The organism is Methanimicrococcus hongohii, assembly GCF_032594095.1.
Lineage (GTDB): Archaea > Halobacteriota > Methanosarcinia > Methanosarcinales > Methanosarcinaceae > Methanimicrococcus > Methanimicrococcus hongohii.
In genome coordinates, this window is sequence record NZ_CP131059.1 from 1544577 (window position 1) to 1558504 (window position 13928).

The window sequence follows — 13928 nt, forward strand, 5'->3', positions numbered from 1 at the left end:
TACTGAATATAAATTTTGGGTCAAGATATTTAATAAGTCGTGAGGAGAATAGAACTAAAAATAATAAAATCAGAATAAATCGAACCAAAAATAATAAAATAATGCTGCAAAGCTTTGCTAAAATTCAGTTATAAACTTTTGCATTTTGAAAAAATCGATTCGCTTAACATCTTTTTTGCTTTGAAAATTTCATGAAATATGACTAAGAATATGATCAAAATGAAATTATCGCTGAAGCAGGAAATTCAATTGTTGCCGAAAGACCGTTCGGCTACGAAAAAACTCTCTACTCGCTTACGCCGTACACGGATCGGAAGGATTTGCTCCCTGTTGAAAAATATTTTATCGGTTGCTATCAAGATGTTCATTTTTGGAATGATCAAAAATCGAATTGGAGTTTTAAAGTTCCTGATTCCTGGAAAGACAAACCTTGGTGCTATGCGATTAATTCAAAATGCAGATTTCCGATTTTTCATAAAAATTTAACATATGAAGAAAAAGAATTGATTGATACAGCAATTAAAAATCTTGACAATGCGATTTCCAAGAGCAAAGTTCGCGGGAATCCGTTTGTTTATCGCGGCGTTAATAATATTGACTGGCTGAAAAACCCGAATGTCGGTGGAACTTTTGAAGAAAAAGGATTCGGAAGTTTCAGTTTAGATATCAATCAAACCTATCAATATACAGATTCCGAAAACCCGATCATTTTTCAACTTAAATTGAATGATGAAATGAAAGCATTATATATTGACGGAAGTGAACGTGAAATTTTGAGACCGAGGAATACTGTTTACAAAATTACAAACATAATTCAAAGAGAAATACAAATTTCGCCAACTTTAAATAAAACGATAACAATATTGAAAATAAAAGAAATTTAAAAAGTAAGAGGTATGATAAAATGCACGCAGAAGAAGCAAGTGAAGTGTTTACTTATCTCGGGCAGGCACCTGAACCGACAGCTGAAGAAAAAAAACAGCTTGATGAAGAGCTTGAGCTTGCATTGGAAAATTTAAGATGGCACGATGAAAGAATCCGCCGCGGTCTCCGATTAGACGGAACAAAATATGAAGAAGATGAAATCGCTGAATTTTTCCGCTCTTAACATTTAATCAAACTTTTAATTTCTCTATTTTTTCATTTTTCATTTCATTATTTTTAACGATTTCAAATCGTTTCCGATTCTTATTTTAATTTTTCCTCATTTTCAGAACAACATTTAAATTATCAGAGCCGTATTCTCACTCAACTATTACCTTCAATTAAACGAGTTATTCATTTATGACAAGCATACCGATGACACAGGAAACACGCTTGAAGCGTGTTCGTATGATGGCCGACTACCAGTTTGGAAAAGGAGCCGGAGCTGTCTTGTTTGATGACGGCGCGAAATTCCAGCTCTCCAAAACCAAACGCATTCGCCAGGTTCATTCGGGAGGCGAAAGAATCGCAACCGTCCGCGCAAAAGACGGATTTTTTACACTCAGCATGGAAGGCGCAAGAAGACTGCACGCTTATTTGAAAGCGCCGGCAATGCGCGTTGCCGTTGTCGATGACGCCGCGCCGTTTGTCGCGAAAGGAAAAACCGCATTCTGCAAACACATCATTTCCATTGATTCGAATGTTCGGGCAATGGAAGAAATTCTTGTCACCGACAAAGAGGATAATCTTCTGGCCACAGGGCAGCTTGTTTTGTCGCCGCAGGAAATCCTTCACAGCAGCCAAGGCGCTGCCGTTTTGGTTCGAAGCGGCATTGACAAAGAAGAAAAAGATGAATAAGATAAAAAATAAATGAAGATTTAAAAATTCAATCTAAAATTCAATCTAAAAATAATTCCTAATTTTTAAGATGAAAATAAAACAAAAATTCTTAACATTTCAAATTTAAATAATCTTAACATTTCAAATTTAAATAAAGTTAAAATTATAAGTCGTTCGCCGCATTTGACAATAATTTTAAATCACTTAATCGTATTTATTATCACTATTACATTCACATTTACATTATACCGTTTCAAAGGAGTTGACGCCGCTGCCTGAAAATTTTCTGACAACATTTATTGTACCCGATAATGCTGTCATTGACGATCTAAACATTGCCACTGATGCCGATATGATTATCGGAAATCACGCAGTGATTGAACGCAATGTCAAAAGCGGTTTTTTAATGGTCGGCGAAGGCGTTCATATTGCCGGCGAAATCAATACGGATGACGATATCCGCGTGGATGTTTGGTGCAAATTTGACCAAAACGTAAATGTCGGCGGCGATGCTTACATCGGCGAATTCACAGCCATTAACGGCAAAATCATTGTCGAAGGCGATTTGGATATCGGCAAGGAAGTCAAACTCAACGGCGGCTTTTTGTCAAAAGGCTGGGTCGTTGTGAGAAACCCGCTTCCTGTCATGGTTTTTATCTTTTTGTATATTCGCGCGATGATCGGAATCGGCAAAACCAGCGAAGAAATCGATAAAGCGCTTGGCGAATTATTTGAAGACGATGAAGAAATCGATTTTGAAAATATGGACGAGAACAAAATGACTGAAGTTCTCAGCCGCGGCAAATTCTTTGTGATTCCGCTCGGCTCCAAAATTTCATCGGAAAGCATCAATGTTCCCGAGGACGTGATTATCGGAAACGATTGCATCATTGACACAAGAATCATCTGCAAACGGTTTGTCGGCGGCAAAAATCTTGTTTTTAACGGCTTCATCCGCTCCAAAGGGGAAATACTGATCGGAGAAGGCTCTGTCATCACCGGTGAAATAAATACATCCGGAAAAATTATTATTGACAAAAATGTCAAAATCAGCGGCAGCATTTCTGCCAAAAGCGTTTTGATTCACGAAACGTCATTCATTGAAGGCAATGTTTCATCCGGCAATGTTCGATTTATTAAAGGCGACGAATTCGACATTAAAGATCCGGAAAACGAAGAAAAAGCAACCGTTCTTTCCAAAGCCGATTCTTTCGATTTGATGAGTACAAATATCACGGCAAAGCCGGAAGAACCTGAAGGCGAAATTGAAGAGGAAAATGAAGAGGAGAATGAAGGCGAAATTGAAGAAGAAATCGATTCCGAAACGGATGAATATCTTGAAGCGGATTCGATTGAAAGAGACGCCGAAGAAGAAGTAACGGAACTTGAAATGGAAGAAGAATTGGTTGAAGGCGAAGCAATTGAATTTGAAGAGGAAGAAGAAAAAACTTCTGAATCTCTTGAATCCGGCTCCGAAAACGAAGCTGAAAGTGAAAGTGAAAGTGAAAAGCCGGTTGAAGAAAAAGAAACAGCTGAAAACGAAACAGTTGAAGAGAAATCCGAAACAGCTGAAATCGAAAAATCTGTTGAAGCCGAAACAGTTGAAAACGAAACAGTTGAGAGCGAAAAAGCTGAAAAGAAGTCTGAAACAGTTGAAAACGAAAAACCTGTTGAAGCCGAAAATGAAAAAACAGATGAAGCAGAATCTGAAAAATCTGTTAAAATTGAAACCGAAAAATCGGCTGAAATTGAAACTGAAAAACCTGCCGAAGCTGAAGAAAAACCTGTTAAAAAACAGGGCAGCACTTCAAAGAGATCGCAGAAAAGAAGATCAAAGAAAACAACTGCTCAGCAGCAGCGCGAAAATATGCCGATTGTAAATGTTTTTACGGGCGAAAATATTGAAGAAACAAATTCTGAAACAAAAAACTCTGAAACAAAAAAACAAGAATAAAGCTGACAAAAGAAGCTTAACCAAAAAAGTTAAAAAAAGAAAAATGATTTTTAAATCAAAAATTATCATTTATTTGCCGGTTGCGGCTCGGCGTGCTTCTCTCAGTTCATCCGAAAGATCGTCATCATCGCTTTCAATGACGAAATTGCCGATATAAGTGCAGTTTTTGCAGCGGTAAATGTCACCCATGACACCGCCGGTTTCAAGATAAAGAGTCGGTTTTCCGCATTGCGGACAGAGTAAAGGCATAAAAAATCATCTCCGTTTGTTTTTAAGTTAACAGATTATAATTATGAAATATTTATATTTAAATTCGTATGATGAAAGTTGATCACATGAGTCAAGCCACCCCTGCAATGCAGCAATATTATGCGGCAAAGGAAGAATGTCCTGACGCGCTCGTTTTTTTCCGCATGGGCGATTTTTACGAATCATTCGGCGACGACGCTAAAACGATTTCTCGAGAACTTGAAATCACGCTGACCAACCGCGGCAAATCAGAAGACGGAAAACAAATGCCGCTTGCCGGAATTCCGTATCACGCGATTGACAATTATCTCCCGCGTTTGATTAAAAAAGGCTACAAAGTCGCGATTTGCGAACAATTGGAAGACCCGAAAAAAGCAAAAGGCATCGTTAAAAGAGGCATTGTTCGAATCGTAACACCGGGGACAGCCATTGATTCTTCTATTATTACAGATGCCGCCAACAATTATTTAATGGCGCTCACAAGCACTTTTAATCCCGACGGCGATTCAAAAAAGTCAAAATCAAACGAATCAAAATCAAACGAATCAAAATCAAACGAATCAAAATCAAGTAAATCAAAATCGGACAAATCCGGAGCCGGTCTCAAAGCCGGAAACAATGAAGAAACTTTCGGCATCTCATTTTTAGATATTTCAACCGGCGAATTTTTCGGAAGCCAATTTGAAGATTCGGCGCCTTACGAAAAAGTCATCAGCGAAATCGCCCGCTATAAACCCGCCGAATGCATTTTGCAGGACACGCTTGCAGAAAACGAACTTTTAATGAATCGTTTGGCTGAAAACAAAGTCAAAATCGAAACGTTTTCGTGCGCCAAATCCATTTCCGCCGAAGTTGAAAAATGCGAATCGGATTTGATGAAGCAGTTTAATGTTTCCACATTGGAAGGAATGGGTTTCAAAGGCGCGGATTACGCGGTTCTCGCTTGCGGAAAAACGCTTGACTACGCGCTTAAAACGCAAATGAGAGCGTTGGAACACATCCAAACCGTTCAATTTTATTCCATGTCCAAACATTTGATTTTGGATTCGATGACGCTTCGCAACTTGGAAATTATTAAAAACACACGCGATGACGGAGAAAATTATTCACTCATTCGCGTTTTGGACAAAACGAAAACGCCGATGGGATCCCGCCTGCTGCGCAATTGGCTGCTTCGCCCGCTCGTTGATTCCGCTGAAATTACCAAACGCTTAAACGCGGTTTCGGCGCTCAAAGAAAACAGTTTGATGCGCTATGATTTAAGACAGCATCTGACAAACATTTCAGACATTGAAAGGCTCGTCAGCCGAATGATGTACGGAAATTCCAATGCGCGCGACTTGATTTCGATGCGCAATTCGCTGGCGGAACTGCCCGGGCTTTGCGCCGTCATGAAACAAATGTGTGAAACAGACCGCACGCAAACGGAATCGGAGCTGCTTGCCGAGATTTGTGATGATATTTCTCAATTTGATTTTGCCGCGGAACTTTCGGATTTGATTTCAAAAACCATCTCGGAAGAGCCGCCAATCACTGTTCGTGAAGGCAAAATGATCAAATCCGGATACAGCAGCGAATTGGATGAACTTCGAAGCGTGTCGGGCGACAGCAAAGACTGGATTGCCGAATTCCAAACGCAGCAAAGAGAAGAGACCGGAATTAAAAATTTAAAAGTCGGCTACAACAAAGTTTTCGGTTATTTCATTGAGGTGACAAATGCAAACAAGCATCTTGTTCCCGAAAATTTCATCCGGAAACAAACGGTTGCAAACGGCGAGCGCTATTTTACGCCCGAGCTTAAAGAGCGTGAAAATCTGATTTTAACGGCGGACGACAAGTCTGTTGCGCTTGAATATGAAATATTCCGTGAAGTGACGGAACACGTTTCTTCTTATGCCAAAGACATTCAAAGCATGGCGCATCTGATCGGAAAAATCGATGTTTTGTGCAGTTTCGCCGAAGCGGCGATTGAAAACAATTACATTTGCCCGCAATTGGATGACAGTTTGGAAATTTTGATTCGCGACGGTCGCCACCCGATTGTTGAGAAAACAACAGCCGAAGCGTTTGTCCCAAACGACACTGAAATGGATTCGACGGAAAATCAATTCCTGCTCATTACGGGCCCGAACATGGCAGGTAAATCCACTTACATGCGCCAGATTGCAATGATTGTCGTGATGGCTCAGGCGGGCAGTTTTGTGCCGGCCGGGTTTGCAAAAATCGGCGTCGTTGACCGCATTTTCACAAGAATCGGCGCGCACGACGACTTGGCGGGCGGTAAAAGTACGTTCATGGTGGAAATGGTCGAGCTTGCCAACATTTTAAACAATTCCGGCGAGCGCAATTTGATCCTTTTGGATGAAATCGGCCGCGGAACCAGCACTTATGACGGTTACAGCATTGCAAAAGCGGTTGTCGAATACATTCACAACAAAGACAAAAAAGGTGTCCGAACTCTCTTTGCAACGCATTATCATCAATTGACGGCGCTTGAAAACAAATTGAAGCGCCTGAAAAATTTCCATATCGCTGTTCGTGAAACCGGAAGCGATTTGGTTTTTCTTCGAAAAATCGTTCCGGGCGCAACCGATAAGAGTTACGGTATTCACGTCGCAAGACTTGCGGGCGTTCCCGAAAAAGTGAATGAGCGCGCCGCCGAGATTTTAAAAGAAATCGAAAACGAAAGTTTGGCCGAAGATGAAGGGCGCAGCAAAAAAAGAGCGGCAAGGTACACGCAGCTTTTGCTGTTCGATCCCGAAAGCGATGGCGGAGAAGAACGAATCGTTGAGAAGTTTATCGAACATCCCGAAATTGAAGAGCTGAAAAGTGAATTCAAGGATTTGGATGTCAACAATATGACGCCGATGCAGGCGCTTTTGAAGCTGGAAGAAGTGAAAGAAAAACTGCGCCGGCTTGAAAAAGAGCAATAATAAAAATAAAACTTGGAGCTTTGCTCCAAGTCCGGTTCGCCGCTTCGCGCCGCCCGGAAAATAAAGAAGAATAAACACAATAAAATAAAGAGCGGCATCAGCTCATAAGTTTTCTTCATCCTTTGCTCAAGATGGGGTAACTTTCATCATGTGCCGCATCCTTGTTTATGAATCCGTCTTATTTATGTCTTATTTACGAATCTACAAATTTTATGAATTTACAAATTTTACAAATCTACAAATTGTTTCAATTTTCAAGTAATTTCAAAATATAATTTTTAAGAAATGCTTCGGAGAGAATGAATTGTCCTTAGTTTTAAAAGCGGTTGAGAACATTCCTTTAATTCAAAAAGATGATGATATTGCAGACATTATTTGCAAAAACGCGTCCGACATTGCCGATAAAGATATTATTGTGATTGCGTCAACAATCGTTTCAAAATCTCTCGGGCTGACTTTTCGGGAAGCTGATATTATTCCAAGTGCTGAAGCCGAAAGAATTGCGGCGTCAAACGGGAAAGATCCGCGTTTTGTTCAGGCGATTTTAGATGAAAGCATCGAAGTGTTTACGGAAACGCCTTTTATGCTTGTCCGAAATAAAAACGGTCACGTTTGCATTAACGCGGGAATCGATTCTTCTAACGTCGGCGGCGATCTTCTTTTGAAACTGCCGGAAAAACCCGACAATTACGCGGAATCAATCGGAAAATCAATCGAACAAAAAACAGGCAAAAAAATCAGTGTCATCATTACCGACACCAACGGGCGTTCTTTTAAAGACGGTCAGACGAATGTCGCCATCGGCCTTTACAATATCAAACCGATTCGTCAATGGATTGGCGAAGAAGATTTGTACGGAAAAGTTTTGGAAATTTCAGAGGAAGCGGTCGTCGACGAAATCGCGGGCGCGGCGAATTTGGTCATGGGCGAAGGCGGCGACGGCGTTCCGGTTGTTATCGTCCGCGGTTTGGATTTCTATACGAATGAAAAAGTTTCAATTAAAGAGATGTATCGCGATCAAGAGAAAGATTTGGTGCTTCAAGGGTTGCTGAAATTGAAAGAAAAGAAAATCAAGAATGATGAATAAATTCTTTCATTTCATTTTCAAAAATACATAATTTTGTGATTGAAGATTGAATTATGCAGAGACATATCAGTCATTCATAAACTCAGCTAATTCCTTCTCTTGATAATATGCATTTATTTCGTGATATTCCATCCCGATTGAAATTTCAGGATGATATAACATTCTAAAAGATAAAGTATCTACGGCTGATAACTTTGGAATAGGTTCTCCGATATGATTAATTATACTTGCATTATCATAAGAATGACCGTAAAACCCGATCATATGAAATATTTCATGTAAAACAACACTGTTTTTGGTATTTTGATCAATATCAGACTCAATGACAATAATTGCTTGTGTTATTTCTCCATTTTCTGAAAAGCGTTGACAAACACCTTTATCAATAGTCAGATTTGTAAGATTATATTTTTGTTGAATTTCAGGTAAAGCTTCTTTTGGCGCATAAATTAAAAGGACATTTTCATCTTTATTGACAATCTTCATTCCGGGAAATCCGTTAATTTTATTGAAATCTTTTATAATTTGATTTAAGACATCAATGTCTTCTTTTGTCGGGTCACCTTCATATTTTATCCGAATCGGTATAGTCCACTTTTCAAGAGTACGAACTTTAGACAATTGTACTTCATAGATAAAATTCATACCTTCCGCAAAACTGACTGAGTTATCACTATCATTTAAAAAACAAAAATTATTATCAAATCGAGAATGATTCACGATATTTGTCTGTAAAAAAATAATAGACATTAGTCCGATAATAGCAATTAGAATCATAAAAAAGAAAAAAATCTTAGTAGAAAACAACCTTTTTCGAATAGTATGACTTCCCTTTCATTAAAATAAAATGTGTATAGTTTAAGATATAATTTTAAGTTATGAATTGTTTATCGACAATTCTTAATTTTTTTCAAGTAGCAGTGAATTGAATGAACTCATTTATTTTCACATAAACGGAGTTGATAAAAAAACATACCAAAATATAACAAAGGATGGCAAAAACATACTCCATGCAAAACCACGAAGACTGATTCTTATTTGTGTAAAAGAGACACAGCAGATAAGATATAATACAAAAATTAACAACAACCCTCCGGCAATAGGGGGATGAGAAGTAATTATTTCGAGAACTATTAAAATCAAAGAAAAAACAAGAATCATGGCTATTAAATAGGAAATTACATTATCAGTCCTTTTTTCTTCATTTTGGAGTAAAATTGCATAGCAATAATATGTTAACATAAATGAAAACATACACAAAAAAGACCAAAAAATTAGCTCAAATCCGCTCCAAAATGAACCCTGAAGTTTTCCTTGAGTCAAAAATATAAATGTAACACAACAGGATGTAAATCCTACACCATAGAAGAAAACATTCAGTTTGAAATCATATTTTTTCTTTAAAAAATTATAAAAAACAGAGTTAAAAATAAAAATTGAGATAATGCTTAAAATTAATGGCAGGTCGCCGATTATCGCCAATGTCCTCCAAGGGATGTCTACACCTTTTAATAAACGTATTAATCCTGATACAAATAGAGAAATAAAATAAAATAACATCAATATCGATGGAAAGGATAAGATACAACATTCTATGAAAGAAATTTGGTTTTTATTTAATATTTGAGTTATAATACCATCTCCTAATTCTCCATCAATATTAATATCTCTATCCAGTTTCATAAAAACGGTGTTGTTAAAATGCGATAACAAAACACAATAACCATGGGTAAAAACATACTCCATGCAAAGCCGCGAAGACTGAGTCTGAACTTTTTAAAAATAAAATAATTTACATATAATCCGAAAAGCAGCAGCAATACACCTGCAACCGGAGGACGAGAGTTAATTATCTCTACCACTGTCGAGATTAAAGAAAACACAAATATCGTGAGAGGCAAACGCGAAAGAACTGAATCAGTCTCTTTTTTTTCATCTTGATATAAGATTGCATATGAATAATATACCGGCATAAATGAAAGCATATAGAAAATGCACCATAAAAGCAGTCCGATTTCCGCATACTTAATAAAAAATGTCTGGATCAAAATGACAAGCGTAACACAACACGACGTAAATCCCACGCCATAAAGAAAAACATATATTTCAAAATTATACTTTTTCTTCAAAATACAATATAAGATGTAATTTAAAATAAAAATAAAAATAAAAGTAACACAGTCGGTGAACGATAAACTATCTATCGCCCACCAATTGACGTTTTCTCCCCCCAAAAACCTTACCAATTGAGGTATAATTTGGGATGCAAATAAAAACGAAAACAGAATCAGTGGAAATGATAAAATACAACATTCTACGAAAGAAATTATATTTCGTTCATTTAATGTTTGCATAATATCACTCCTTGATTCTTCGTCAATATTAATTAATATCTAAACAATTAATTCTGTATAACTTCTTCAAAGTATACCTGAAGATTTAATGGCATCATATTGACTGCTAATATAGTCTACATTTGATTGGTAACCATTTATATATGCCCTCATTGTTGAAATGTCATCTGTTGTCATGTAAGAATATCTGACAACACTACCATTCTGAACACCACGATAATATTTTTGGATTTCAACAGTCATTCGAGAACCATCATGAGTGAAAGAAACATCAAATGTCATGTTTTCAAATGACGGCTTACCGTTTATTTTAGACATAGTTCCCAATTGATTTCCATTTTGATCATAGATGTAAAGAGCTCCACCCGCCGACGAATCAACGAATTTTAAAATTTGGCGATTGTTGAGATTAATAGAAGCAACATCTCCGTTGCCCATTGAAACTCTTAAACCTGTCAAATCTAATTTACCGGCATTGACAATAAGGTTATCGCTAAACCTGAGTGTAATGTCCTGTTCATTTTCAAAATATCCATTGAATCCGCCCATTCCGGATGTTGGTTCATAATCAACATATAGATTGCCACTGATATAATCTACATTAGATTGATATCCGGTCATATTTGCCCTCAATGTTGAAATATCACTAAGTGTCGTATAAGAATATCGAGCAATGCTGCCGTTGGGGACACCACGGTAGTATTTTTGAATTTCAATAGTCATTTGAGAACCATCGTGAATAAAAGAAATATCAAATGTCATATTTTCGTATCCGGTTTTACCGTTTACTTTAGACATGGATCCCAACTGACCACCAGTTGCATTATAGATATAAAGATTTCCGCCTGCTGATGAATCCATGAATTTTAAAATTTGGCGACCATTGAGATAAATAGAAGCAGCATCTCCTGCCCCCATCGATACTCTCAAATTTGTTAAATCCAATTCACTGACACGTACTCCATCCCTTGCAAGTTGGAATGTAATATCTTGTTGATTTACAAAATTCTGCTGCCCGCCAGTAGCACTCATTTCTTGGAATCCTGCTTCCATGAGACCGATTAAATATCTCTGCCCTTCATCAATGCAAAATGCGGTTGCATAAAATATAGAACTCGTTGGAATGTAAGAAGCACTATTAGAGATACCTTCTCCACATATTCGTGCTTCATCAGAGTAGAGATATGCATAACCTGCCAAAGCTTTGCCTGCTTCTCCCGGGTCTTGCATAAAATAGCCAGAATTAACATCTTTCGCAAATCGGCTGAAATTATGACCGGTTGTCCAATTCGCTCCGACATAATTAGCTTCATAAGCAAAATGGTAGGGCAAATCATCGAAAAAAGTTGTACTTTGGTCACCAGCATAATTTGTATGTAATGGCATACTTAAATCAGCCATATAATGAGATGCATAAGATAATTGCAGACATTTTGCATCCATTGATCCTGCTGAATTTATATTATGATAATATTCATTTATTTTAATAGGTGCACCGCCAAAATTACTTCTTGGATTATAATAATGATCATAATTTCTTTCAAGTATATTATCAGGAATAGAGAAAAAATCAGGAGCATTTGCATTATTTGAAATAATATTTACAGAATTAGTATCAAATCCTGCCTTTTCGGCAGCCCATCTGGACATATCTGCATGAAGATTCGGATTTGATGAACCCCAATTAGAAGTAATGACTTCATTTTTTTTCAATGATGACTCTTCAAGGATAACATGTGAAATATTTTCTAACATCATAGTGTCTTTTTCAGAAAAATCAGAAAGCAGTGCTTCTTTATTTTCAACAGTAACAAATAAAGCAACTCCTGTTTGTACATATTTTACAGGATATTTTTCATCGATTTTTTTCATAAATGAAACCATTTCATTCGAAGAAACATCAGAACTTTTTGAATTCTGCATCGTTTTAAGATACATTTCTTTTGATTCCGGGCGAGTTGCAAAAACCCAGTAGTTTTCAATGGCTCTCAAATCGTCATCAATATACATAATAGAAATGTTTTCCGCTTTAGCATCCACATTTTGCTCAACAAGCCACAATTCAAATCGTGAAAACGCTTCAAGAGTGTCATCAGATACATTAATATTTTGCAATTTAGCTTTTGAATAAGCACTATTAATCGGCACTTTTTTATATTCAACCAGCTCCAAAAACTCCTCTTTTTCATCAATGATAGAATCATTTGCGGACTTATTTGTTGAATTATATATTGAGCGCTCAGAAGTTGAATCGGAGTCAAACTCGGCAGAGATTGATTTTGATACTGAGTCGGAAGATGTTGAATTATATATTGAAATTTCAGATATTGAATCGTCACCTGCACAAACAGATAAACCGGTAACAATAAACACACCTAAAATTAAGAAAATCATCAAAATTTTTGTTTTAATCATAAAATCACCTGAACCTTAGTCTTATTGAATTAAAAATCTCAATTCAATAAACTTTATTTAACCAAAACAATACTTCTATATTTTTAAAGATTAATAAATAGCAGAAGCATTTTATACAACCATTTTAGCCAATTCGATTAAGCAACTTAGTAAATTTTTTCACACCGTCAATATATATATAAATAGTGGTCATAAATAAAAATATATAATATATATTAGCTATATTTTGAAATTGGTTGGAATTGATTTTTTGTAAACTATAATCGAAGTTTTATCAAAATTTCATTTGTTCATATCATGACTTTAAACAAAAACAGAAAAACGCGAATAAATAAATTTATTCATCTTCAATCAAAAACATCATACAACATGCTCAATGTCCCGATCCCGAGCGGTTCGGAAACAACGCGAACTTTATATTTTTCAATCAATTCATCCGAAATGCCGAGCGGAATGCCGGGCGTTGAAACGATTGAATTTTCTTTGAGAGCGGATTCGCAAATCGTATCGGCGCACGGGGTTGCTTCAAAGATTTTGAAAAATGATTTCGGCTCTTTTGCGGGGTCGTATTTGAAAACGGGATAATCTGTTAAGATTTCATCGACGCGCTTTGAATCAACGTCAAAAACATAAACATTCTGTTTTTCATTTAAGAAAGTTTCAAGCGCGGGCGTTCCGACTTTTCCGAGTCCGATGACGAGAACATCTTTGTCGTCAGCGTAATCTTTCGCGTGACAAAGAATTTCCGCGTAAATTCTGCCGGTACAAATTTGATTGTGCGCGATTTTGCCGTTTCTCAGATTGTGCGCGATATACGCGAGATCGTCTGCCATCAAAATGATGTCGGCGCCGTTTGTCACGGCTTCATAATAGCCGGCGACGTCGGTGTTTTCGGTAATAAATCCGTCCATTCCGAAATGCTGAACCGTGAAAAGCAAAGATTCGGAAAAACTTCCGATGATTCCGTTGCCGGCCGTCACGGGAATGATGGCAATTTTTTCATTTCTCGGCACGGTGCCGTAAATTTTGCGGCAAAGCCCGTCTAAAGAATAATCTGTTAATTCCGTGATCAAACGATCGTTTTCAACGAGCGCGTTTGTCATATTTGCCAAGTCTTCGGGAGTTAAAAGTGCCATAATTATTCCTCATATCGTTTTTGGTTTATTTTTTGG

Annotated in this window: 11 protein-coding genes; 6 read left to right on the top strand and 5 right to left on the bottom strand. The window is 37.2% G+C overall.

Translation table 11 applies throughout. From position 1 onward, the window contains the following. Positions 1-320 precede the first annotated feature (320 nt). The 4 genes from MmiHf6_RS06970 to MmiHf6_RS06985 all read left to right on the top strand — a co-directional run bounded on the left by MmiHf6_RS06970 (position 321) and on the right by MmiHf6_RS06985 (position 3718). Positions 321-884, top strand: a complete 564-nt coding sequence (locus tag MmiHf6_RS06970; protein ID WP_316557075.1) for an ADP-ribosyltransferase — start codon at positions 321-323, stop codon at positions 882-884. Positions 885-904: 20 nt separating this feature from the next. Then, a complete protein-coding gene (locus MmiHf6_RS06975; protein WP_316557076.1) occupies positions 905-1108 on the top strand; it encodes a hypothetical protein in 204 nt (67 codons plus the stop codon). 176 nt (positions 1109-1284) lie between these two features. Beyond that, positions 1285-1782, top strand: a complete 498-nt coding sequence (locus tag MmiHf6_RS06980) for a PUA domain-containing protein (RefSeq protein ID WP_316557077.1) — start codon at positions 1285-1287, stop codon at positions 1780-1782. 244 nt (positions 1783-2026) lie between these two features. After that, entirely contained in the window at positions 2027-3718 is a 1692-nt protein-coding gene (locus MmiHf6_RS06985; protein ID WP_316557078.1) for a hypothetical protein, read from the top strand. Positions 3719-3787: 69 nt separating this feature from the next. Here MmiHf6_RS06985 and MmiHf6_RS06990 read toward each other — a convergent pair whose 3' ends face one another. Next, the gene (locus MmiHf6_RS06990; protein WP_316557079.1) at positions 3788-3967 is read right to left on the bottom strand and encodes a hypothetical protein; all 180 of its coding nucleotides are present in this window, start codon (positions 3965-3967) and stop codon (positions 3788-3790) included. 86 nt (positions 3968-4053) lie between these two features. Here MmiHf6_RS06990 and mutS point away from each other — a divergent pair, with 86 nt between their 5' ends. Together mutS and MmiHf6_RS07000 are read left to right on the top strand one after the other, a co-directional pair. Further along, a complete protein-coding gene (gene mutS, locus MmiHf6_RS06995; RefSeq protein WP_316557080.1) occupies positions 4054-6900 on the top strand; it encodes a DNA mismatch repair protein MutS in 2847 nt (948 codons plus the stop codon). Positions 6901-7204: 304 nt separating this feature from the next. After that, a complete protein-coding gene (locus tag MmiHf6_RS07000; RefSeq protein ID WP_316557081.1) occupies positions 7205-7987 on the top strand; it encodes a coenzyme F420-0:L-glutamate ligase in 783 nt (260 codons plus the stop codon). A 66-nt stretch (positions 7988-8053) separates the two neighbouring features. Here MmiHf6_RS07000 and MmiHf6_RS07005 read toward each other — a convergent pair whose 3' ends face one another. The 4 genes from MmiHf6_RS07005 to pylD form a co-directional block, all read right to left on the bottom strand. Beyond that, positions 8054-8707: a DUF2927 domain-containing protein gene (locus MmiHf6_RS07005; RefSeq protein WP_316557082.1), complete on the bottom strand. Its 654-nt coding sequence runs from the start codon at positions 8705-8707 to the stop codon at positions 8054-8056. Positions 8708-8932: 225 nt separating this feature from the next. Beyond that, positions 8933-9733 carry a hypothetical protein gene (locus tag MmiHf6_RS07010; protein WP_316557083.1) on the bottom strand — a complete coding sequence of 267 codons (801 nt, stop codon included), beginning with the start codon at positions 9731-9733 and terminating at the stop codon, positions 8933-8935. 674 nt (positions 9734-10407) lie between these two features. Then, positions 10408-12756 (bottom strand): phospholipase C/P1 nuclease family protein, encoded by a 2349-nt coding sequence (locus MmiHf6_RS07015; protein WP_316557084.1) that lies wholly within the window; start codon positions 12754-12756, stop codon positions 10408-10410. Between the two features lie 347 nt (positions 12757-13103). Further along, positions 13104-13892 (bottom strand): 3-methylornithyl-N6-L-lysine dehydrogenase PylD, encoded by a 789-nt coding sequence (gene pylD, locus MmiHf6_RS07020; protein ID WP_316557085.1) that lies wholly within the window; start codon positions 13890-13892, stop codon positions 13104-13106. Between the last annotated feature and the right edge of the window lie 36 nt (positions 13893-13928).

What these genes read in the sequence shown, in the direction of transcription:
- MmiHf6_RS06975 (WP_316557076.1), top strand. Translation starts at nt 905, where the DNA reads ATGCACGCAGAAGAAGCAAGTGAAGTGTTTACTTATCTCGGGCAGGCA.
- MmiHf6_RS06980 (WP_316557077.1), top strand. Translation starts at nt 1,285, where the DNA reads ATGACAAGCATACCGATGACACAGGAAACACGCTTGAAGCGTGTTCGT.
- MmiHf6_RS06990 (WP_316557079.1), bottom strand. Translation starts at nt 3,967, where the DNA reads ATGCCTTTACTCTGTCCGCAATGCGGAAAACCGACTCTTTATCTTGAA.
- mutS (WP_316557080.1), top strand. Translation starts at nt 4,054, where the DNA reads ATGAGTCAAGCCACCCCTGCAATGCAGCAATATTATGCGGCAAAGGAA.
- MmiHf6_RS07010 (WP_316557083.1), bottom strand. Translation starts at nt 9,733, where the DNA reads ATGGAGTATGTTTTTACCCATGGTTATTGTGTTTTGTTATCGCATTTT.
- MmiHf6_RS07015 (WP_316557084.1), bottom strand. Translation starts at nt 12,756, where the DNA reads ATGATTAAAACAAAAATTTTGATGATTTTCTTAATTTTAGGTGTGTTT.
- pylD (WP_316557085.1), bottom strand. Translation starts at nt 13,892, where the DNA reads ATGGCACTTTTAACTCCCGAAGACTTGGCAAATATGACAAACGCGCTC.